The organism is Rhodococcus sp. ZPP (genome assembly GCF_017656075.1).
GTDB lineage: Bacteria > Actinomycetota > Actinomycetes > Mycobacteriales > Mycobacteriaceae > Rhodococcus_F > Rhodococcus_F oxybenzonivorans.
Genome location: NZ_CP058638.1, coordinates 2,078,068 through 2,099,828, shown reverse-complemented (window position 1 = coordinate 2,099,828; position 21,761 = coordinate 2,078,068). Strand labels below are relative to the sequence as shown.

Genomic DNA, 21,761 nt, shown 5'->3' with positions numbered 1-21,761 from the left:
CGGGTGGGGTCAGCCGATGTAGCGGGTAAGACGCGCCGAAAGGCGGGGAAGAAGTTCTCCGTCGGCGATGATGCGTTCCTCGACGTACGCCAGGTCGCCGCCTTCGACGATGCCGTACAGACGCTTGGCGCCGCCGACGAGGGCACCGGAAGTGCTGCGGATGACGACATCGGTGGCGAGTTCCCACGACGACTGCGTGAGGGCGCGACCGTAGAACAATTCGACGATGCCGGAGCTGTGGGTGAGGAGCAGCTCGACGACTTCTTCGTTGGTGCTGCCGGGTATGCCGTCGCCGCTGATGCGCCAGAAACCGGATTCGCGGAGATCGGGACGGACGTATTCACCTTCACTGTCGAGAACCCAGGACTGGGACTCCCAGTTCAGGTAGTTGCCGCCGTTGTGAGAGACGACGATCTGCTGCCCGAATCGGTAGTCGCCGGTCTCGGGGTCGTGGCCTTCGCCTTCACCGCGCCACACACCCACGAGGGGCAGTACCGCGAGGAGTTCGTTGTTGAGGTCCGGCCCGAGCCGCAGATTTGCGGTGTCCTCGGGCAGCGGAAGGTCCGGAAGCAGGGGAATGTTGCGTGACGCCGTCGACTTGGATCGCTCGATGGCGGCCGCGACGGCTGCGTCTCCGCTTCCGCGACGAACGGTCGTGGAATCGCCGGCCTGCTCGTCGGAAGCCGGCCGGTCGGGAGACGGATCTGCGCCTGAGTCCGGGGAAGAACTCACGACTCGTCGGTGACCAGGCGGTAGATCGTGTACAGCGAGAACCACGTGATCAACACGGCGGCAAGGACAAGAAGTACCTCGAAGAAGATAACCACGCTGCCATCTTAAACCGACGCATTCGAACGGTCGAAACGGGAGCGGCGTTCCCGGACGGCTAGTACGGTTCTCGCGTCGCCGGCCTTCGGGGCCGGGATTCTCCTTTCTCTATCCGGCCAGGTCGTTCCGCGATATCCATGGAGGTTTTATGCTGCGCCCATGCCCTGAACTACTGATGAAAGGTGTGATCATCGCCACAGCAACTCTTCTCGCGTCGGCGATGCCTGTGGTCGCGGTGGCGGCGCCGGACACCGGAAGTGTCGGCTCGGGGAGTGCCGACACGAACCGGGTGGATCCGAACAACTACGCCACCGAGTGCCCGGACGTCCTGATCGTCGCGGTGTCGGGCGCCACCGATTCGACGGAGGACCGCAACCCGCTCGCGGACGAGGAGCGACAGCTCTGGTCGAATTGGGTGGGCAACGTGACGGTTCCGACGGGGGCGCGCAACGCCGGTGAGCCGGGGAAGGTGGGATGGATGTACGTCCCCTATCCCTCCACCTACGGTGTTGGACTCCTCGAACCCGTTCCCACGTACCAGGATTCGATGGCGGCGGGTGTTGCCTCGACCAATCGGATCCTCGACGAGAACAAGAAGAAGTGTGGTGATGCCACCGAGTACGTTCTCGTCGGGTACAGCGTCGGCGCCGAGGTGGTGGAAAGGGTGGCCCGCGAACTCGGTCACCGCGACTCCACCGCGCTGGTGACTGCGGACGACATCGCCGGCGTGGCCTTGATCGGCGACCCGTACCGGCCCGCGGGAACTCCGTCGCTCGGTGATACCGGCCCGGCGGGTGGCGGTTTCATGGCGTCCGAGCCCGCCGACTACGGCGCGCTGGACGGGAAGATCACCTACGCCTGCAGGCCGTACGACATCGCGTGCGACGCGCCTCAGGACATCGCGGTTCTCGAGCTCGCGTTGGGAGTGCTCGGTCAGATGCACTTCACGGTGCTGAACCCGGGCCAGACGTTCTCCGACTTCGCGACCGCGGTGTCGGGCATGGCTGCGCGCTCCATCGTGCACATCATCACCCATGAGGACTGGTTCGGTTCGGAGGAATCATTTCTCGATGTGCTGCGGAAGGTGGCCGACCTCAGCTATGACCCCGATGGGCCAGACCGCGACATTCAGTTGACCGACGAGCAGGTTGTCGAGGCGCTGAACTGGGCGACGGGGCCTGGCGCAGACGTGGTGCAGGCCAAGCTGGCCGACGAAGGCGCCGGATTCCTCGAGGACAACAAGGACATCTTCGACCTGGTGGTCAAGCCGTACATTTTCCTGGCGTTCATCCAGCACTTGCTCTATTGGAACAACAATCCGAACGACCCCTGGTACTGGGAGAGCGAGAAACTGGTCGATTGGATCACCGACTTGGCCCACGCCGAAAAAGGCAGCGATACAGCGGCGCAGCCGGACGCTGCAACCCCGGGCAGCTAGACCCTCGCAGCCGAGAAAGGCCCCGCTCCGTATACGGAGCGGGGCCTTCGTGGTGCGGTGAAACTAGTCGCCGACGGTGACGTCGACGTTGTGAACGCCTGCGCCGCTCGGGCTCACCGTGGCGGTGCCGTTGCCGGAGCTCGACAGTGCACGCACGGTCCAGTCGCCGGGAGCGGCGAAGAAGCGGAAGTCGCCGGTGCCCGAGGCAACGACCTCGGCGGTGAACTCGCCGCTGCCGTCGAGGAGGCGCACGAACGCTCCACCGATCGGCTGGCCGTCAGTGGCGAGGACCCGGCCGGTGATGACCGTTTCCTTCTCCACGTCCACGCCTGCGGGCAGGGTCTGGGTCTGTACGGGTGCTCCACACATGATCAGTGAACCTCCAACTCGATCGGGGCGCCGACGAGTGAGCCGTATTCGACCCAGCTGCCGTCGTAGTTCTTGACATCGGACTTGCCGAGGATTTCCTTGAGCACGAACCAGGTGTGGCTGGAGCGCTCACCGATGCGGCAGTACGCGATGGTGGGCTTGGACTCGTCGTAGCCCTTCTCCGAGTACAGCTTCTCGAGGTCGTCGTCCGACTTGAAGGTGCCGTCCTCGTTGGCGGTGGTGCTCCACGGGATGTTCAGGGCGCCGGGGACGTGTCCGCGCTGCTGCGCCTGCTCCTGCGGAAGGTGCGCCGGGGCGAGGATCTTGCCGGAGAACTCGTCGGGGGAACGGACGTCGATCAGGTTCTTGTTGCCGATCGAGTCGATGACCTCGTCACGGAACGCGCGGATCGACAGGTCGGGGGCCTCGGCCTTGTACTGGGTGGCCGGGCGGGTGACGGTCTCCTTGGACAGGGGGCGTCCGTCGAGTTCCCACTTCTTGCGTCCGCCGTCGATCAGCTTGACGTCCTGGTGGCCGTACAGCTTGAAGTACCAGTACGCGTAGGCGGCGAACCAGTTGTTGTTGCCGCCGTACAGGACGACGGTGTCGTCGTTGGCGACGCCCTTGGCGGACAGGAGGTCGGAGAACTGCTGCTGGTTCAGGAAGTCGCGACGGACGCCGTCCTGCAGGTCCTTCCGCCAGTCGAGGCGGATGGCACCCTCGATGTGGCCGCCGTCGTATGCGCTGGTGTCCTCATCCACCTCGACGAAAACGGTCTTGGGGGCGTTGAGGTTCTGCTCAGCCCAGTCGGCGGAGACTAGGACATCGGAGCGAGCCATGGTGTTCCTTTCGATGTGTACTTACTCGGTTCGGGTGGATGGTGCAGTGGTGTGTGGCGGTCAGGCGATGGCGCGCACCCGTGCGACCAGCGGATAGATCTGGCAGCCCAGACAGAAGCCGAACGCCGCGTTGAGGAACGCCGCGAACAGCGCGAAACCGGTGGCCACGGCGCCGACGATGCCGGAACCGGCCAGGAAACCGATGGTTCCGACTGCAGCGAAGACGAAACCGACGAACTGGGCGAATCGAAGCGGTGCGACGGGTTCCTTCTCGGTCACCGGGGCGAGCCGGGGAGCAACGAGTGCGCCGAAGATGCGGCCGTAAGGGCTTCGGCGCGGCCCGGTGGCCGCACCGACTGCGAAGACGACGGCCTGCAGGGCGAGCAGGACGCCCGCGGCGAGCAACGAGAACGCAGAGAGAACGAACACGGCGACCAGGACGGCGGTGGTGACCCAGGCGGCGAACCGGGGGCCACGGACGTCGACCTGCTCGACTTCGAGGGTTGTGGACATGAGAAGTGCTCCTGCGGTGAGTGCTGAATGCTTGGCTGGCTCCGACGGGCGACGAACTTCGTCGTCATCGGGTTTCGATCACGTGAGCGGAGTCCGCGGTGTCAGCAGAAAGTGACAGCCCTGGTGATCAGCAGCAGGTACAGCAACAAGCCCCGAGGCGGCACAGGTCAACCGTGCGGCGTCGGGTGAGCATGAGCTCGTGGCTGGATTGCACGTCGGTGAGTTTACCCGGTTCTTCAGGAATTTGAAGCGGGGGGCCGGGAGAGAGGCTCCAAGGCGGCGCGCAGGTCGGCTGCGGAAGGCACACCGGACACCCGAAAGCGTTCGCGCAGGTCGCTGTCCAGAATGAACGTCGTCGGCAGGGACAGAACGCCCAGTTCCTTGGCGAGAGCGGGGTATTCGTCGATGTCGAGTTCCACTTCGGCCGGTGGGTGCGGCTCGTCGGAGAGGTCCTGGATGACCTGTCCCACCACCCTGCGCACGGCGGCGCACGGGCCGCACCAGTCTGCGGAGAAATGCAGCACGGTCGCCGAATGGTGAGACGCTGCCGCTTCGGAGCCCACGCCGGCGGCCCCGAGGAGCCGTCGCCGTTCATCGGTCACGAAAGAATCAGTCGACCCGCTCGGGGTGCGAACCCTGCCTTGCCTGCGTTGCCACCAAAGCCCGAACGCAATGGCGACGAGCAGTGTGACGATCAGCAATGTGATCTCGGTCATCTGTTCTGCAGTTCGTCGAGGTCGATCGTCACGTCGTTGCCCACACCTTCGATGACTATCTGTGAACCCTCGGCGTAGACCTCCGTGGGCTGGACCCCGAAGGGCAGTTCCCTGGGGTCGATCGTCCGGGTGAAGAGTCCGAGGATGGCGGGAGCCAGGGGATCGGGGATGCTGAAGTCGGCGTGACCCTCCGGACCGAAGTAGAAGTCGCTGGCCACGATCTTCACCTGGCCGCCCTCGAGAACGAGGTCGGCCTGCACGCTGACCGTCGTCTCGATCGGCCCGACCGGAACCGTGCCCGTGAGGACGACGCCCCCCGCCGTGGGCATGCCCGAGCCACCCGATCCGCCGGTGCCGTCCGATTTGCTCGCCGGCGGTGCCGACACCTGCAGGTCAGGTATGCCGAGGAATCTGCCCAGGTCGGTGGCGTCGATCAGCATCCGGCCTGTCAGGTGATCGACGGGAAGCGCCTGGACCGAGCCGTCCACCAGATCGGACAGCGGGGCCGAGACGCCCTGGAGGGTGGACTCGATCGTCACCTCGCCCACCACATCACTCTGTACCCCCTGTGCCCGGATTTCGATGTTGTCGTACTCGCCCTCCCAGGCCTGGGTGAGGAACGGGAACCCGTGAACCGTGACCTCCGGATCCGCCGTGAGCGAGGCGCCCGCCCGCAGTTCCCTCGACACCCGGTACTCCGCGTAGGCCGCCGCCCCGAAGTCGACGACGAGACCGAGGGCGACGAGGAAGACGATTCCCATGATGAGTTTCCGCACGGCCCCATTGTGACCGATACGGTGACCGTGGGCGCCGGTGCAACCATCGGCGCCGGGCCTCGGGGGTTCGGTGCAACGAACAGGTCTGGTGGCGCGCTACTCTGTCACCGACAAAAGTGTCGATACCTTCAGGGTCGATCTACCTGCACCGGCTGTCTCACCAGTCGGCCGGTCGGGTACGACGGTGACGAGATGGGAGGCTGTGTGGAGCTACTGCTTCTTACCTCCGACCCCAACCCGGAGGCGGTCCTACCGGCCCTCTCCCTGTTGGCGCATTCGGTGCGGCCTGCTCCGACGGAGGTGTCTTCGCTTCTGGAAGCGAGCTCTGCTGATATCGCCCTGGTGGACGCGCGGACTGATCTTGCGGCCGCCCGTGGCCTGTGCAGGCTGCTGGGAAGTACCGGTTCTGCCGTACCGGTGGTCGCCGTGCTGACCGAGGGTGGCCTGGTGGCCGTCAATTCCGACTGGGGATTGGACGACATCCTTCTGCCCGGCACCGGACCTGCCGAGGTCGACGCGCGTTTGCGTCTTCTCGTCGGGCGCAGCGGTGGAGTTGCCAGCCCGGAGGCCTCGGGCAAGATCACGCTGGGCGAACTCGTCATCGACGAGGGCACCTACACGGCCCGGCTTCGTGGCCGTCCCCTCGACCTCACCTACAAGGAATTCGAGCTCCTCAAGTACCTGGCGCAGCACGCGGGACGCGTCTTCACCCGTGCGCAGTTGCTACAGGAAGTGTGGGGCTACGACTTCTTCGGCGGCACCCGCACCGTCGACGTCCACGTGCGGCGCCTCCGGGCGAAGCTGGGCAGCGAGTACGAATCCTTGATCGGTACAGTCCGCAACGTGGGCTACAAAGCTGTTCGACCCGCCAGGACCAAGTCGGGTACACCGGTCGTGCCCGTCGACGACATGGATGCCGACGACATCGACTTCGAGTCGGCCGAGGGGCCGGCGATCTGATGAGTGCTTCGGTGCAGTCTTGGCAGGATCGACTCGACGCGACGCAGGCCGTCGAAGTGTCCGCGCTGTTGGAGCGGGCAGCGGAGGCGGATGGGACCGCCGCGGTGTCGGAGCAGGGAATCCACGCGTTGGCCGGCGTCGGCGAGGCGCGACATCTCGTATGGACCGACGAACATCGCGTGGTCGGGTACGCGCAGTTGCAGCCGGGTCACGGCGAGCACCCTGCGATGGCGGAACTCGCAGTCGACCCGCAGGCCCGTGGCCGCGGAATCGGTGGCCGCCTGGTCGCCGAGGCACTGGACGAGGGTGGCCCTGACTCGCGGGTCTGGGCGCACGGCAATCTGCCGGCCGCGCAGGCGGTAGCGCGGCGTCTTCAACTGGCCGGTGCACGTGAATTGTTGCAGTTGAGGCGCCCGCTCGCGGGCACCGATCTGCCGGAACTCGTTACGCCGCAGGGTATTACGCTGCGCGCCTACCGTGGAGTCGAGGACGACTCCGAGGTGCTGCGGGTCAACGCCGCCGCATTCGCCTGGCATCCCGAGCAGGGTTCGTGGACCGCGCGCGAGATCGCGGAGCGTCGCGCCGAGGACTGGTTCGATCCCGCGGGGCTGTTCATGGCCTTCGAGGCGTCGGACGAGCGCACCTTGCTCGGATTCCACTGGACGAAGGTGCATCCCGCACAGGGCGAGAATCCGGCGATCGGTGAGGTCTACGTCGTGGCGATCGACCCGTCGGCGCAGGGGCGTGGACTCGGCCGATTCCTCACGCTCGCCGGACTGCATTATCTGCGCGACCGGGGAATCGGGGCAGTACTTCTCTATGTAGAAGGCGACAACGCTGCCGCCCTCCATACCTATGAGCGGCTGGGCTTCGCGCCGTTCCACGTCGACGTGGCCTACGCGCGCCGCTGACGGTCTCCACTACGTTCCGTTCGGCCGTACGTCCGGGAAATCTGGACGAATGCGTGGTCTGTTCACTTTCCGTTCACCGATCATGGTCCTACTGGACATTCACTACCCCTAGGTTTCTCCATGGGCAGCGCCGTGTTGCCTGGTGCAGGATTCAACCAGCGATCCGCGCCTCATGTCGCCGCCCGATCGTGGGCGAGACGATATTTCCGGAGGACTAGGTGAATTTCAAGCGCAATGGTGCCCTGCTCGGTGCAGTGGCCCTGGGTGCCATGACCTTGGCCGCGTGTGGCAGCGACAACAACGCCGCAACGAGCGGAGTCGACGTGTCGGCGTCCGACGCCACGTGCGAGGGCAAGGCCAACCTCTCTGCCGCTGGTTCCTCGGCGCAGAAGAACGCGATGGACCAGTTCGTGTCTACCTACATCTCCGTCTGCCAGGAAAAGGGCAAGACCGTCAACCTCGCGTACAACCCCAGCGGATCCGGTGACGGCCGTACGCAGTTCATCGCCGGCCAGATCGACTTCGCCGGTTCCGACTCGGCAATCAAGGCGGAGCAGGCCGAGCAGGCGAAGGCCCGCTGTGTCGGCGGCGAGGCCTGGAACCTTCCTCTCGTCTTCGGGCCCGTCGCCGTCGCGTACAACCTGGACGGTGTCGAGGACCTCGTGCTGAACGGCGAGGTGACGGCCAAGATCTTCAACGGCACCATCAAGAAGTGGAACGACCCGGCCATCGCCGCGCTCAACGAGGGCGCCACCCTGCCGGATCAAGACATCACCGCGATCATCCGCTCGGATTCTTCGGGCACCACCGACAACTTCCAGCAGTACCTCACCGCCGCCTCGAACGGCGCCTGGACCACCGGCGCCGGCTCCGACTTCACCGGTGGTATCGGTGAGGGCGCCAAGGGTTCGGCCGGTGTCGCGCAGGCAGTGGCCTCCGCCCCCGGTTCGATCACCTACGTCGAGAAGTCCTTCGCCGACCAGAACAAGCTGTCGGCCGCGCAGATCGACAACGGCTCCGGCCCCGTCACGCTGTCCGACGAGTCCGCGGCGAAGGCGATCGAGGGTGCGCAGTTCAAGGGTGAGGGCACGGGCGACCTGACCCTCGACCTCGCGTCGATCTTCGGTACCCAGGAGTCCGGCGCATACCCGTTGGTGCTCGCCACCTACGAGATCGTGTGCTCCAAGGGATACGACGCCGACACCTCGGCTGCGATCAAGTCGTTCCTGACCAGTGCCGCGAACGAGGGTCAGGCGGACCTGGCCGAGCAGGGTTACGTGCCGCTGCCCGACACGTTCAAGGAGAAGCTGAACGCGTCGATCGCCGCCATCGGCTGATAGCAAGCAGTTCGTTCGGACCGCTCATGTCTCTATATCCTGACGAGAAAGAATGCGAGCGCAGATGAGTGAAGCGCCCACCGAATCAGCACCTCGCACCTCCGGCTCCGCTTCAGGCGGGGCCGGGGTGGGCGGTCCGAACGGCACCCCGGAGGCCGAGTTGAGTTCTACCCAGGCCGAGACCCCGACCCCGACTTCGGCGGGAGGGACCCCCGGCAAGGCGGTCACCAGGCCCGGAGACCGGGTCTTCCGCTCGCTCGCGACCAGTTCGGCGATTTTTGTCTCCGTTCTCATCGGGGCGATCGGCATCTTCCTCGTGTGGCGCGCGGTTCCTGCTCTGAGCCGGAACGAGGTGAACTTCCTCACCAGCCGTGAGTGGGTCACCGTTGACATCAATGCGATGGCGTTCGGTGTGCTCGACCTCTTCCAGGTGACCCTGCTGGTGTCGGTGTTCGCGCTGGTGCTCGCAATGCCTGTTGCTCTCGGAATCGCGATCTTCCTCACTGCGTACTCACCGAGTTGGCTCAAGCGCCCGCTGGCATACGTCATCGACCTGCTCGCCGCAGTGCCGTCGATCGTGTACGGGTTGTGGGGTCTCCTCGTCTTCGCCCCGGCAATCAAGCCGTTCGCCATCTGGCTGAACGAAAATCTCGGCTGGTTTCCGCTGTTCGCGACCGGCAGCGGATCCATCCTCGGCGGCGGCACCATCTTCACCGCGGGCATCGTTCTCGGTGTGATGATCCTGCCGGTGATCACCGCGGTCACCCGGGAAGTGTTCGTCCAGACGCCCACCGCGCACATCGAGGCGGCGCTCGCGCTCGGTGCCACCCGGTGGGAGGTCGTCCGGACCACGGTCATCCCGTTCGGCAAGTCCGGTTACATCAGTGGTTCCATGCTCGGCCTCGGCCGCGCCCTCGGTGAGACCATGGCGCTGTACCTGATCTTGCGGACCACCTCGCAGTCGTTCTCCTGGTCCTTGTTCGACGGCGGCGCCACCATCGCCTCCAAGATCGCTCTCGGCTACGCGGAGTTCAACAACGACATCCAGGCCGGCGCCTACATCGCCGCCGGTCTCGTGCTCTTCGTGCTCACCTTCGTCGTGAACGCCGCTGCCCGCGCCGTGATCGCAGGAAAGAAGGACTGATCCCATGACCGCGACCCTCGACAAGCCGGTCAAGGCGCCCACATTCCGGGGTGTCGGTACCCGGCGCCGTATCACGGACGTCACCGCTACCGTGCTCGTCACGCTGGCCGTGCTCATAGCGTTGATTCCGCTGGTGTGGGTGCTGTTCACCGCGATCGCCAAGGGAATTCCCGCCCTGACCTCGGCCACCTGGTTCACCCACTCGCTCAGTGGCCTGACGTCCTCGGCGGCCGGCGGTGGCGTTTACCACGCGCTGATCGGCACGATCCTGCAAGGACTCGTCTGCGCGCTGCTGTCCATCCCGCTCGGCCTCTTCGTGGCGATCTACCTCGTCGAGTACGCCGACCGGCAGTCGCGGCTGGCCAAGCTCACCACCTTCATGGTCGACATCCTGAGCGGTGTCCCGTCGATCGTGGCGGCCCTGTTCATCTATGCGCTGTGGATCGCGACCTTCGGCTTCCCGAAGTCGGGATTCGCGGTGTCGCTCGCGCTGGTGTTGCTGATGGTTCCCGTCGTCATCCGCAGTACCGAGGAAATGCTCCGCATCGTCCCTCAGGACCTGCGGGAAGCGTCCTACGCACTCGGTGTTCCCAAGTGGAAGACGATCGCCAGGATCGTCCTTCCCACTGCGCTTCCCGGCATCATCACGGGTGTCATGCTGGCCCTCGCCCGCGTGATGGGAGAAACGGCTCCGCTGCTGATCCTCGTCGGCTACGCACCGTTCATCAACTTCGATCTGTTCGGTGGTGAGATGGGGACGCTGCCCGGGGTCATGGTGTCCGAGATGAACAACCCCACCGATGCGGGCACCAACCGCATCTGGGGCGCGGCGCTGACGCTGATCCTGCTCATCGCCATCCTCAACGTTCTGGCCAAGGTCATCGGCCACTTCTCACAGGTTCGTAGCAAGTGACACATACACATACATCAGTAGGGAGCCGGTAATGGCCAAGCGTCTGGATCTCAAGGACGTCAACATCTACTACGGCAAGTTTCATGCCGTCGCCGATGTCGGGCTGTCGGTTCCCCCGCGGAACGTGACTGCCTTCATCGGACCGTCCGGCTGCGGCAAGTCGACCGTCCTGCGCACCCTCAACCGTATGCACGAGGTGACTCCCGGTGCGCGCGTTGAGGGTTCGATCCTGCTCGACGGTGAGGACATCTACGGTTCCGGCACCGACCCGGTCGGTGTCCGCAAGACCATCGGCATGGTGTTCCAGCGTCCCAACCCGTTCCCGACGATGTCCATCAAGGACAACGTGGTGGCCGGTCTCAAACTGCAGGGCGAGCGCAACAAGAAGCGGCTCGACGAGGTGGCGGAGCGCTCACTGCGCGGCGCAAATCTGTGGAACGAGGTGAAGGACCGTCTCGACAAGCCCGGCGGCGGCCTCTCCGGTGGCCAGCAACAGCGTCTGTGCATTGCCCGTGCCATCGCGGTATCGCCCGACGTGCTGTTGATGGACGAGCCCTGCTCGGCTCTCGACCCCATCTCGACGCTCGCGATCGAAGACCTCATCACCGAGTTGAAGAAGGACTTCACCATCGTCATCGTCACCCACAACATGCAGCAGGCAGCGCGGGTGAGTGACCAGACGGCGTTCTTCAACCTCGAGGCGACCGGCAAGCCGGGCCGTCTCGTGGAGATCGACGACACCGAGAAGATCTTCTCGAACCCGACGCAGAAGGCCACCGAGGATTACATCTCCGGCCGCTTCGGATAGAGCTCGACGACGAACGCCCCGACCGTAATTCGGTCGGGGCGTTCGTGTTGGAAAGGCTCTTACAGATCGGGGTAGGTGGTCAGGTTGTCGGCATCGGCCACAGGGCCGGTCTCGTCGGGCAGCTTGCCGGTGACCAGGAAGATGACGCGGCGGCCCACCTCGACGGCATGGTCGGCGAAACGCTCGTAGAAACGGCCCAGCAGCGTGACATCGACGGCCGCGGCTACGCCGTGCTTCCATTCACGATCCATCAGGACGGTGAACAGGTGGCGGTGCAGGTCGTCCATCGCCTCGTCCTCCTCGCGGAGGCGTGCGGCCCGCTCGGGGTCCCGGGTCTCGAGAACCTCACGGGCGGCTGCACCGATGGAGACGGCGATGCGCCCCATCTCGGCGAAGTATCCGTTGACCTCTTCGGGCAGAACGTGATTGGGATGTCGGCGGCGCGCGATCTTGGCGACATGGAGGGCGAGGGCTCCCATGCGGTCGATATCGGCGACGATCTGGATTCCGCTGACGACGGAGCGGAGGTCGCCGGCAACAGGTGCCTGAAGGGCGAGGAGGGCGAACGCACGCTCCTCGCAGATGGTGCTGAGATCGGTGATCTTGTCGTGCTCTCCGATCACCTGCTCGGCAAGGGAGAGGTCGGCCTGGAGCAGTGACTGGGTGGCCCGCTCCATGGCGGCCCCCGCAAGCCCCGCCATCTCACCGAGCAGGTCGGCAAGCTCGGTCATTTGTTCGTTGTAAGCCACGCGCATGAGGTCACAGCCTACGGTGCACGGGAGTCCAAGTCACGATCGCAGGGTGAACGCGGGGTGAACGACGTGCCTGATCAGCGCTCAATCACAGGACGCGTCGCCGGCATTGACCACCGCAAGATCGGCGGGGATCTCGACGTCCTCCGGCTGGCCGACACGCACCCCGGACATGTCCAGCGGGGTGTCGATCGCGCTCGGTGCCTGCACGGTCCCGGAGAAGTTCGACCCGACGGCAACCTCGGTCACCGTGCCCAACCCGGAGGTCGACTCGAGGATCGCGCCGGGGAAAGCCGACGCGAGGGTGGCGGCCTCGGCTTCGTGCCCGGGGGAGAACCGGACGACCGTCTCGGCACTGGTGGCGGTGTAGTTGCCGACGTTGTAGATCTGAAAACCCTGTGCGGCCAGCGCGTCCGCGGTGGTCGCGGCCAGCCCCGATTCGCCGGAAGCGTTCGAAACCTGCACCGACACGCTGGTCGGGTCTACCGCGAAAACGGAGAGTGGTGCGCTCGGCGTCGGAGTGGGGGCGGAGGCTGCAGCCTCGATTGGTTCGGCCCGCTTCTCCCCGGGAAGCGGAGCGTCGTCGATGATGGCGCGGAAGATGGCCTTGATGTCATCGGTGCGGGGAATCTCGTTTCCCCAGTCGGTCGTTCCTGCGGTTGGGACCGTCAGGAAGGTGACCGCGCCGGCGTCGACGTTCTGCAGCGAACGGCCGAGTGTGACCAGGGACTTGGTGTCGATGTTCTCCACGAACGTGTCTCGGGTGAAGGCGTTGATGAACCCGTTGAGCTTGCCGGGGTTGAGGAGTACCTGACTGGACAGAGCTCCTCGGAGAAGCGCAGACAGGAACCGCTGCTGACGATTGATGCGGCCGTAGTCACCGTTGCCCTCCGCCTCCACGTGGCGGGCACGTACGAAGTTCAGCGCTGTCTTTCCGTCGAGCACCTGGGTGCCGGCCTCGGGAAGCACGGTGCCGAGGACGAAATCCTCGAGCGGCTGTGTGGTGCAGATCTTGACGCCACCGATCTCGTTGACCATCGACTCGAAACCGGCGAAGTCCATGCCGACGAAGTGGCCGATCTTCAGGCCCGACATCTTCTGGATCACCTTCACCAGACACTTCGGCCCGCCCAGGGCGTAGGTGGCATTCAGCTTGTCGCCCTCGGCGGAGGGGAACGTTTCCTCGGTGTACGTCCCGGTGGCGTTGTCCCAGCCCTGGCAGACCGGGCGCTCGACGTCGAGGTCGCGGGGAAAGGAGACCGCCACGACGCGGCTGCGATCAGCAGGAATGTTGACGAGCATCACGGTGTCGGCGCGCGAACCCTCGGCGTCCTCGACCGTTCCGGCGCCGATCGCGCCGCTGGCACCGGCTCGCGTGTCGGTGCCGACGATGAGATAGGTCTCGTCACCGGTCTGCCCACCTGCGTCGACGATATCCGTCGACTCGGTGTCGAGGGCGGCGATCTGATCGAACTTGCCTTCGGTGGAACGCAGGTAGCCCCACACGATTCCTGTTCCGGCGAGCGCGATCACCGCCACCAACGCGACGAACGCTCGTCCCAGCGCCCGCAGGCGGCGGCGTCGACGGCTCTTGCTCAACGCCAGACGAGTCAATCCCGGATTACCGACGACCTGAGGAGTCGCGGTGGTTTCGGCGTCCGCATGCCAGCCGGTCTCTGTGTCGTCGGTGGCGAGTTGTGAGGGCGGAGGTGTGAACGTCGGCTCCGGTGGGGCGACGGCACCGGGTGGGGGATGTCGCTCGTCGACGGGGGCGATCGTCTCGGTCTTGTCCGGATCATCCGGTCGCTGTGGTTCGCCTCCGGCGACCTTCTTGACGAGGTCTGCAACGGAGAGGCCTTCGGTGGGTCCGCCGGCCGCGCGCCGGCCGATGCGCCCGCTGTCCTGGCGGATGGCGTCCGTGCGCTCGATCGGGGGACGACGGTCCGACGGAGCCGGACGTTCGGGAGGCCGCTGTTCCGGAGATGGCTGGCGTGGAGGCAGCCGACGTTGTCGTCCCGACTGCGCTTCCCGATAGCGTTGATCGGCGAGAGGGCGTTCCCAGGGGGCGCGCGATTCGGGCGCCGGGGCGTCCGAACTGTGATCATCACCCACCGATACAACCTGCCCTTTCCGCCGACCCGGACCTCCGTCGGGGCCGACGGATTCCAGTCATAGTACTTATCGAACGTCGGCGCTCCACTCGGGAAGCGATGCGACTCGCCCCCTGCTCCTAACCGCCCGAGTGCATCATGTCCGCTCCAGCCGGAACCAGGCAGTCCTCGGGATCGTCGAGCCAGCCCTCGGGGAGGGCCACGGTTCCCGGCGAGCCCTGGCGTCCCCGGGGTCCCTCGGCGTCCTTGGGGAAGGGGATCGACGGATCGAGCTGGGCGAGGAGCCCGTCGAGTTCGGTGAGGGTGCTGACGAGGGCCATGGCCACGCGCAGATCGGAGCCGGCCGGGAATCCGCGCAGATACCAGGAGACGTGTTTGCGCAGTTCCCGGAGGCCTTTGTCTTCGCCGTGGTGAGCGGCGAGGAGTTCAGCGTGCCTCCGGATGATGGTCGCGACCTCACCGAGGGTGGGCGGCGTCGGCAGTGGTAGTCCGTTCAACGCGGCGCTCAGCTCGGCGAACAGCCACGGCCTGCCGAGGCATCCGCGGCCGACGACGACGCCGTCGCACCCGGTCTGGTCCATCATGCGGGCCGCGTCTCCGGCGTCGAAGATGTCACCGTTTCCGAGCACCGGAACGTCCGTGACGTGTTCCTTGAGCCGCGCGATCTCGTTCCAGTCGGCCGTACCCGAGTACCGCTGGGACGCGGTGCGCGCGTGCAAGGCGACAGCGGCGGCGCCCTCGGCCGCGGCGATGCGGCCGGCGTCGAGATGCGTGTGGTGTTCTGCGTCGATGCCGACACGGAATTTGACCGTCACCGGGATGTCGGTGCCCTCGGTGGCCTTGACGGCGGCGGCGACGATCCGGCCGAACAGGTTGCGCTTGTACGGCAAGGCCGCGCCGCCACCTTTGCGTGTCACCTTGGGTACCGGGCAGCCGAAGTTCATGTCGATGTGGTCGGCCATGTTCTCGTCCACGATCATCTTGGCCGCCGCGTATGTCGTGTCGGGATCGACCGTGTACAGCTGCAGCGACCTCGGCGTCTCCGTCGGCCCGAACGTGGTCATGTGGAGAGTTGCGGGTTGCCGTTCGACGAGTGCCCGGGCGGTCACCATCTCGCAGACGTAGAGGCCGGACGTGCTCCCCGCCCGCTCCGTCTCGAGTTCCCGGCACAGCGTGCGAAACGCGACGTTGGTGATGCCTGCCATGGGAGCGAGCACCACCGGGCTGCGCAGCTCGAGCGAACCGATACGAAGGGTAGACATTGACGACCTCTGGGAAAGTACTGACAAAAAGCGTGCCCGGCACCGAAACCGGTACCGGGCACAGGATAGCTGTTTCGGCTACGAAGCCTTCTGCTCACGCTTCTTGGCCTCGCGAGCAAGCATGCGGTCGCGCTGCTCCTCGAACTTGGTGGCCTGGCCCTCGAGGTTCTCGAGGAAGGCGCCGAGCGACTCGCGGATTTCTTCGCCACGGGCCGTGAAGTCGGACCGCTCGAAGATGTTCCACTTGCGCAGGACCGGCATGACGACCTCTTCGAGGTGCTGCCGGAGATCGTAGATGCCGTGCTTGGCCATGAGCACGCCGTTGCGGCGGAAGTTCGGCATTCCCGCGCCCGGCATCTGGAAGTTCTGGACGATCATGTTGATGGCCTCGAGTGCCTGGTCGGGCGCGAGATCGAGGGCTGCACCGCACATGTTGCGGTAGAAGATCATGTGCAGGTTCTCGTCGGCCGCGATGCGCTGCAGCATCTTGTCGGCGACGGGGTCTTTGCAGGCTTTACCGGTGTTGCGGTGGCTCACCCGGGTGGCCAGCTCCTGGAAGGTGACATATGCCACCGAGTGGAGGAAGCCGGCATCGACGTCGGCGGGGGAGGCGAAGCCGTTGGTCATGTGCTCCATGCGGAAGCGCTCGAGCTGGACGGGGTCGACGGCGCGGGTCACGACGAGGTAGTCGCGCATCACGATGCCGTGACGGTTCTCCTCGGCGGTCCAGCGGCCGACCCACGTGCCCCACGCGCCGTCCTGGGAGAAGTTTTCGGCGATCTCACGGTGATACGAGGGAAGGTTGTCCTCGGTGAGCAGGTTGGTGATCATGGCGGCCTTGGCGACCTCGTCGAGCTGTGACTGCTCCGGATCCCAGTCGATTCCGCCCATCGCAGCGAAGTTGCGGCCTTCGTCCCACGGAACGTAGTCGTGTGGATGCCATTCCTTGGCCATGGAGATGTGGCGGTTGACGTTCTCTTCTGCGACCGGCAGCAGCTCGTGCAGCAGCTCGAGTTGGGTCAGATCCCTCGCCATGTGTTTAGCCTCCATATAGCTCACTGTGACTGTCGTTCAGCCTACGGCACCGTAAGTACGTCGGTAAACGCCTTCGGTGCGCCGGAGACCGTGGAAGTTACCGATCCGTAATCGAATCTCCGGGGTCTGTCGCCGCGACACGGCCGACCGTTACACACAGTGTACTGGGAGACGCCGATGGGCAGTGACCTGCGCGGTTATGCGGGAAAGATCATCACGTCGGCTGGCCTGGCACTGTGGGCGGTCACAGATTGCGGGGTTTGCCGAGGTCGTCGTTACGTGCCCGAGTCGTAGGCCGTGCACTCGTTGACCGTTCCGTGTCCGATTTCTTCGGTGTGTCGTGCCGTGATGTGAGTCCCGACACGCCGTGACGCTCCTCCACGAAAACAGGCTTCTTCACGACGGCAGTGCACGTGGTTGCGCTGGGCCCCGGCACAGCCAACAATCGGGTCATGGCAACTGTGCCGACGCAGGGGGACGAACGATGACGGCAGACATCAGCGGTTCCACCACACCAGCGAAGCCGGGCTTGCCCGCCTGGGCGAAGAAGGCTATTGCTGTCGCTGCGGTCCTGGTAGTCCTGGTCATCGCCTATTTCATTCTGGCGGCCTACCTTCCGCGGGCGTGGGCGCAGAACGTCGGTGGGCTGGCCGACGGCAGCTTCGGTGCCGGGATTCTCTGGGGCTTGTTGTTCGGCTTCCTGTGCACTCTCATTCCACTCCTGCTGTTCCGCGGAGCGTGGCGATTGTTCCGCCGGCGCCGATTCAGACCGATGCAGGTAATCATGCTGATTGTCGCCGTGATCGTCGCGCTGCCCAATCTCCTGACACTCAGCGTGGTGCTCGGCGGGAACAGTGCGGCGCATGCGGGCGAACGCATCATGGATGTGGACGCGCCCGGGTTCCGGGGGGCGTCTCTGGCGGGCGCGATCATCGGCGTCGTCGCCTTCCTCGGCGTCATCGGGCTCACCTACACCTATCGCAAGCGCGGCGAGGATCTCGCCGAGCTCCGTGATGCCGATTCGAAGGGCCCGGCGACGGGACCCGGTGAGGCGCCGTCTGCACGCTGAGGGTTGCCGATCACCACACCAGTACCGGTTTGACGACGCTGCCGGAGGTCTGATCGGCCACGGCGCGATTGATGTCTGTGAACGGGTAACGGGTGACGAGCCGGTCGACCGGGAACTTCCCTTCCGCGTGCAGGGCGAGGAGCCGCGGAATGAAGGTCTGCACCGACGAGTCACCTTCGATGCACCCTCGCAGAGTTTTGCCCTTGCGCATCACGTCCTGGATGTTCACTGTGACGTCGGGTGCGCCTAGTGCCACCACGACGGCCGTGCCCCTTTCCCGCAGTGCCGAGACGGCCTGGCCGATCACCGCCGGAATTCCCGTCGTATCGAGCGTATGGGTGGCGCCGCCGCCGGTCAGTGCCCGAATCTCGGCGACGACGTCCTGGGTGGCCGGATCGAGGGCCACGGCACCGAAATCCTCCGCGAGGGCGCGTCGTGCAGGAACGGTGTCTACCGCGCACAGCGTCGCAACCCCGCTCGCGCGGGCAGCGAGAAGGGCTGCGGATCCGACGCTTCCGGCGCCGAAGACCACCATGGTCGAATCGTCATTCGGAGCAAGCACATTCAGAACTGCACCCGCTCCCGTCTGGAAACCGCATCCGAAGGGCGCCGCAAGGGTGAGATCCACGGACTTGTCCACCACGACCACGTTGTCCGCCGTCGCCACCACGTACTCGGCGAAGCTGGACTGGCCGAAGAAGGTGGCCCGCACGTCTCCACCGTTCTGGGTGATCGTCGTCGATCCGTCCGGTCGGCGTCCCGAACTGTTGAGCTGTTGGGCGCGTTCGCAATAGGCGGGATGCCCGCCGCGGCACTGCCGGCAGGCGCCGCAGTGCCGATAGCTGAGCACCACGTGGTCACCCGGTGAAATGTCCTTCACCAGTGCGCCCACCTCCTCGACGACTCCGGCGCCTTCGTGCCCGAAGACGGCCGGCCCCATCGCGGCGGGAAGCGTCGACTTGGCGATGAGGTCGGTGTGGCACAGCCCGGTGGCAACGATGCGCACGACCACCTCGTCGGGACGCGCACGATCGAGCTCGACCGTTTCGAGCGAGAAAGACGACCGAGGGTCACGGGAAAGTGCGGCCTTCATCTGCATGGGAGCGTCCTCGGTGTCGAGGGGGCGACTCGTCGATTCGTCACCGGGTCAGTCTCTTTCGAGAACGAAGTAGTAATGCCTGCCACCATCGAGGACGAGTGCGGACTTGCCGTTCATGATGCCCATCAAGGTGGTGTCGTCGACCCGTTTGAAGTGATCGAAGATGGGCGCGCCGTCGTAGACCATGGTCGCGGTCACCTCACCCCGGAACTCGATGTTCCACAGGCTTGCCTCCCCGTTTCCGCTCGCGATGTCGGAGAAGAGGTTTCCGTCCGCGTCGCGGCAGATCAGGGGTTTCGCGTCGTCGAGCGAATTGAACGTCTTTCCGTGCCAACGGCTCGCGGCGAGTTTCTCGTGCAGGCGATGTCCGGTGGCGAAGTCGTCACCTTTCCACTGCCCGAGGATCTCTTCGGCGCGGACCGGGTCGAGCGCTGCCCACACTGCGTCGAGGTTGTCGGGGGATACGCCGCTCTCGAGCCGGCGGAGTGTGCTGAAGGTGCTGCGTGCCTCATCGATGTCCATGGACAGTCCTCCGGAGAGAGCGCTGGATGCTGCGCTCGGAATGATGTTCGCGAACCATCTGGTTCGCCGAAACGGAACCCTACGCCGAACCAAACGGTTCGGCAACGGTCAACTTAGGATGATGCGTATGCGTTCAGCCGGTGAAGCCACGAGGGAACGGATTCTCGCTGCGGCGAAGGAGGAGTTCGCTCGCTACGGAGTGGCCGGGGCCCGGATCAATCGCATCGCGGCGGCAGCCCGGGCGAGCAAGGATCGGTTGTACGCCTACTTCGACAGCAAGGAAGCGCTCTTCGACGCGGTCTCGCACCAGTGGATTGTCGAAACGACCGAAGAGACCGCGCTGCGCGGAGACGACCTGCCCGGGTACGTCGGCCGACTGTTCGACAACTATCTGGCTCATCCCGAGAACGCGAGACTTCAGGAATGGGCCGATCTGGAGATGGGCGAGCTGGACGAGGAGGACGACATGCGGATCCGCGCATTGCGGCCCAAGATCGCCGAGATTCGTCGCGGACAGGAGGCGGGGTTCATCGACCCGTCTTGGAACCCCGCTGAGTTGCTGCTGGTCATCACCGACATCGCGCGCACGCTCGCGGCGACACGTCTCGGGCTTCACGGCGGAAGATCGGGCCAGCGCGGCGCCGGCGAACGAAGACAGACAGCTGTCGAGGCCGTGCGGCGACTGATCGCGGTGCCGGGCTCCGAGCCCTGAACGGGCCGCTGACCCCTTACCCGGCGAAGGCGCCGAGTAAGGGGAGTGGTGGTGCCCCCAGTAGGGCTCGAACCTACGACCTGCGGATTAAAAGTCAGAACCCCGACGTGATCCCTGATGATCCACAGTGATCGATAGGCGCTGTTTTACCAGGTGGATGGCGGTTCGTTGTCCACCTGGTGATGCCTGGTGATGTGGTCACACGCGTCGTCTGTGACCACATTGAAGCCACGAAGCATCAATATTCCGCGCTCGCTAAGTACGATGCTCTGTGTCGTTGTCGAGCGGAGGAAGTAGTCATGGTGGTGGAGGAGCCAATTAGGCATACGGAGGTCGTAGCTAGTGGCGACATCACCGAAGGACTCGTCGCGATGAAGCGCGTGACAGCGAGGGAGTTGACTCTCGACGATGTCGGCAAATTCATCGGCTGCCACCAGGACGGCGTCAACTTCCAGGCGAAGATACTGAAGATCGAGATCTTCGAGGACGGTCACGCCCCGGGCGTGGGCTTGGTCCTTCAGTGCCCGCCTCTTCCGAAGCGAGCAGCGACACGCGACGCATGGCGAGTTCCGTTCGACGAAGTGTTGGAGCTCGTCGAGCTCATCGCGATGTGAACGCCGCGGCTTAATTCTCACGCCCCGTCAATAGTCGAGCAGGTACTGTCGGACTGCAGTGGTACACCTGATGCAACGGATTGGAGTCGTGATGTCGCTGATTACTGAAGCAATCGACGGTGTCGTCGAGCTGTCCGATCAGGAGTACGACGCGCTCTTCGATCGCATCACACGCAAGAACATGGGAATCTCTGCGGCAGAGTTCCTGGAGCGGTGGGATGCCGGCGAATACGAGGGTCGAGACTGGGACGATGTTGGCGGCCTCCGAGCAGTCGCGATGGCGCTGCCGTTGATCCGCTCGTAGGAGTCCATCGGTGCCTGGTCGAAAGCCGTTCGAGGCTGTCAAGAACTACCTCGATCCCATACGCGACTGCGTGGCGGTCTTGGGTCACCCGACCCTCATTCTGGCCAAGGGGCAGAAGTACGAGGTGGGTGCCGAGGGGTACTGGCGTCTCGGTGCGGAGGACGGTCTCCAGCTGCGGATGACAAACGGGTCGACGGCGTACTTCGAAGCTGAGCAGGCATTTCGAATCGTCGAGATTGAACCTGAACGGCGCACTGGGTCTGATCGTTACCGCGTGACCACCCTGATGTATGCATATCAGCTAAAGATCGACGGGATCGTGGAATGGCAGATGCACTGGCATCCGCAGGGCAATAGCTACGAGACTCGTCCGCACTACCACTTCAACCGTAAGCCTGGCGCCCACAATCCCTGTGCCCGTCACACGATTGAGGATGCAATCGAGTGGTGCGTGGTGGAGGGTGCCGTACCGACGACGGAAGGTTGGCCGTCGATTCTACACGCGAGCAAGCAGGTCCACGAGGATCACCGCTCGTGGCATGACCAGCCGTTGGAGTCCACTACCTAAAACGCGTGGCGGTTGCCTGCCTTACCGAGATTCTGGCCTCATTGGACACTCGGGGTTTGTACAGTAGGGGCCTCCGTCGTCAGCCCGACTCGGAAACTGCCCGAAATGGTTACTGACGATTACGTAGTTCTGTCGAAGACGCTCGCCGCATGAGGCGCAGC

At 64.9% G+C, this 21,761-nt stretch carries 24 protein-coding genes; 12 read left to right on the top strand and 12 right to left on the bottom strand.

What is annotated here, in order from left to right; all coding sequences use genetic code 11:
• Positions 1-9: 9 nt before the first annotated feature.
• Positions 10-732 (bottom strand): FABP family protein, encoded by a 723-nt coding sequence (locus HYG77_RS09995; RefSeq protein ID WP_208962560.1) that lies wholly within the window; start codon positions 730-732, stop codon positions 10-12.
• A 271-nt stretch (positions 733-1,003) separates the two neighbouring features.
• Here HYG77_RS09995 and HYG77_RS09990 point away from each other — a divergent pair, with 271 nt between their 5' ends.
• Positions 1,004-2,266, top strand: a complete 1,263-nt coding sequence (locus HYG77_RS09990) for a cutinase family protein (RefSeq protein ID WP_208963343.1) — start codon at positions 1,004-1,006, stop codon at positions 2,264-2,266.
• Between the two features lie 63 nt (positions 2,267-2,329).
• Here the strand turns inward: HYG77_RS09990 and HYG77_RS09985 are convergent, their stop codons facing one another.
• The 5 genes from HYG77_RS09985 to HYG77_RS09965 form a co-directional block, all read right to left on the bottom strand.
• Complete coding sequence (locus HYG77_RS09985) at positions 2,330-2,635, bottom strand: DUF1416 domain-containing protein (protein ID WP_109327242.1); 306 nt, start codon at positions 2,633-2,635, stop codon at positions 2,330-2,332.
• Positions 2,636-2,637: 2 nt separating this feature from the next.
• On the bottom strand, positions 2,638-3,474 hold the full coding sequence (locus HYG77_RS09980) for a sulfurtransferase (RefSeq protein WP_109327243.1): 837 nt from the start codon (positions 3,472-3,474) through the stop codon (positions 2,638-2,640).
• 60 nt (positions 3,475-3,534) lie between these two features.
• Complete coding sequence (locus tag HYG77_RS09975) at positions 3,535-3,987, bottom strand: DUF4395 domain-containing protein (RefSeq protein WP_109327244.1); 453 nt, start codon at positions 3,985-3,987, stop codon at positions 3,535-3,537.
• 236 nt (positions 3,988-4,223) lie between these two features.
• Complete coding sequence (locus HYG77_RS09970) at positions 4,224-4,703, bottom strand: thioredoxin family protein (RefSeq protein ID WP_208962559.1); 480 nt, start codon at positions 4,701-4,703, stop codon at positions 4,224-4,226.
• Positions 4,700-5,479 carry an LmeA family phospholipid-binding protein gene (locus tag HYG77_RS09965; RefSeq protein WP_109327246.1) on the bottom strand — a complete coding sequence of 260 codons (780 nt, stop codon included), beginning with the start codon at positions 5,477-5,479 and terminating at the stop codon, positions 4,700-4,702. The genes HYG77_RS09970 and HYG77_RS09965 overlap by 4 nt, the downstream gene beginning before the upstream one ends.
• Positions 5,480-5,683: 204 nt before the next feature.
• On the opposite strand from HYG77_RS09965, the gene HYG77_RS09960 reads away from it, so the two are divergent.
• The 6 genes from HYG77_RS09960 (at position 5,684) to pstB (ending at position 11,552) form a co-directional block, all read left to right on the top strand.
• Positions 5,684-6,439, top strand: coding sequence for a response regulator transcription factor (locus HYG77_RS09960; protein ID WP_109327247.1), 756 nt, complete (start codon positions 5,684-5,686; stop codon positions 6,437-6,439).
• On the top strand, positions 6,439-7,350 hold the full coding sequence (mshD, locus tag HYG77_RS09955; protein ID WP_208962558.1) for a mycothiol synthase: 912 nt from the start codon (positions 6,439-6,441) through the stop codon (positions 7,348-7,350). Before HYG77_RS09960 ends, mshD begins: the two co-directional genes overlap by 1 nt.
• Before the next feature lie 218 nt (positions 7,351-7,568).
• Entirely contained in the window at positions 7,569-8,687 is a 1,119-nt protein-coding gene (pstS, locus tag HYG77_RS09950) for a phosphate ABC transporter substrate-binding protein PstS (RefSeq protein WP_208962557.1), read from the top strand.
• 64 nt (positions 8,688-8,751) lie between these two features.
• Positions 8,752-9,831 carry a phosphate ABC transporter permease subunit PstC gene (gene pstC / locus HYG77_RS09945; protein ID WP_159919661.1) on the top strand — a complete coding sequence of 360 codons (1,080 nt, stop codon included), beginning with the start codon at positions 8,752-8,754 and terminating at the stop codon, positions 9,829-9,831.
• 4 nt (positions 9,832-9,835) lie between these two features.
• Positions 9,836-10,744, top strand: coding sequence for a phosphate ABC transporter permease PstA (pstA, locus tag HYG77_RS09940; RefSeq protein ID WP_109327250.1), 909 nt, complete (start codon positions 9,836-9,838; stop codon positions 10,742-10,744).
• Positions 10,745-10,775: 31 nt separating this feature from the next.
• A complete protein-coding gene (gene pstB, locus HYG77_RS09935; protein WP_109327254.1) occupies positions 10,776-11,552 on the top strand; it encodes a phosphate ABC transporter ATP-binding protein PstB in 777 nt (258 codons plus the stop codon).
• 59 nt (positions 11,553-11,611) lie between these two features.
• On the opposite strand, the gene phoU is transcribed toward pstB, so the two are convergent.
• From phoU to HYG77_RS09915, 4 genes are all read right to left on the bottom strand, one after another.
• Complete coding sequence (gene phoU, locus HYG77_RS09930) at positions 11,612-12,307, bottom strand: phosphate signaling complex protein PhoU (protein WP_109327259.1); 696 nt, start codon at positions 12,305-12,307, stop codon at positions 11,612-11,614.
• Between the two features lie 81 nt (positions 12,308-12,388).
• Positions 12,389-14,416 (bottom strand): LCP family protein, encoded by a 2,028-nt coding sequence (locus HYG77_RS09925; protein WP_208962556.1) that lies wholly within the window; start codon positions 14,414-14,416, stop codon positions 12,389-12,391.
• Between the two features lie 118 nt (positions 14,417-14,534).
• Positions 14,535-15,677 (bottom strand): tRNA dihydrouridine synthase DusB, encoded by a 1,143-nt coding sequence (dusB, locus tag HYG77_RS09920; protein WP_109327263.1) that lies wholly within the window; start codon positions 15,675-15,677, stop codon positions 14,535-14,537.
• A gap of 78 nt (positions 15,678-15,755) precedes the next feature.
• A complete protein-coding gene (locus HYG77_RS09915; RefSeq protein WP_208962555.1) occupies positions 15,756-16,712 on the bottom strand; it encodes an acyl-ACP desaturase in 957 nt (318 codons plus the stop codon).
• A 484-nt stretch (positions 16,713-17,196) separates the two neighbouring features.
• Here HYG77_RS09915 and HYG77_RS09910 point away from each other — a divergent pair, with 484 nt between their 5' ends.
• Positions 17,197-17,781 (top strand): hypothetical protein, encoded by a 585-nt coding sequence (locus HYG77_RS09910; RefSeq protein ID WP_208962554.1) that lies wholly within the window; start codon positions 17,197-17,199, stop codon positions 17,779-17,781.
• Positions 17,782-17,791: 10 nt separating this feature from the next.
• Here the strand turns inward: HYG77_RS09910 and HYG77_RS09905 are convergent, their stop codons facing one another.
• Positions 17,792-18,880, bottom strand: coding sequence for an NAD(P)-dependent alcohol dehydrogenase (locus HYG77_RS09905; RefSeq protein WP_208962553.1), 1,089 nt, complete (start codon positions 18,878-18,880; stop codon positions 17,792-17,794).
• A gap of 48 nt (positions 18,881-18,928) precedes the next feature.
• Complete coding sequence (locus HYG77_RS09900; RefSeq protein ID WP_109327269.1) at positions 18,929-19,402, bottom strand: DUF4334 domain-containing protein; 474 nt, start codon at positions 19,400-19,402, stop codon at positions 18,929-18,931.
• A gap of 127 nt (positions 19,403-19,529) precedes the next feature.
• Between HYG77_RS09900 and HYG77_RS09895 the strand changes: the two genes are divergently transcribed.
• From HYG77_RS09895 to HYG77_RS09880, 4 genes are all read left to right on the top strand, one after another.
• Positions 19,530-20,114, top strand: a complete 585-nt coding sequence (locus HYG77_RS09895) for a TetR family transcriptional regulator (protein WP_208962552.1) — start codon at positions 19,530-19,532, stop codon at positions 20,112-20,114.
• 299 nt (positions 20,115-20,413) lie between these two features.
• Positions 20,414-20,728: a hypothetical protein gene (locus HYG77_RS09890; RefSeq protein ID WP_208962551.1), complete on the top strand. Its 315-nt coding sequence runs from the start codon at positions 20,414-20,416 to the stop codon at positions 20,726-20,728.
• Positions 20,729-20,798: 70 nt separating this feature from the next.
• On the top strand, positions 20,799-21,032 hold the full coding sequence (locus HYG77_RS09885; protein ID WP_244373573.1) for a hypothetical protein: 234 nt from the start codon (positions 20,799-20,801) through the stop codon (positions 21,030-21,032).
• Between the two features lie 10 nt (positions 21,033-21,042).
• Complete coding sequence (locus HYG77_RS09880; protein WP_208962550.1) at positions 21,043-21,600, top strand: hypothetical protein; 558 nt, start codon at positions 21,043-21,045, stop codon at positions 21,598-21,600.
• Positions 21,601-21,761: the final 161 nt, after the last annotated feature.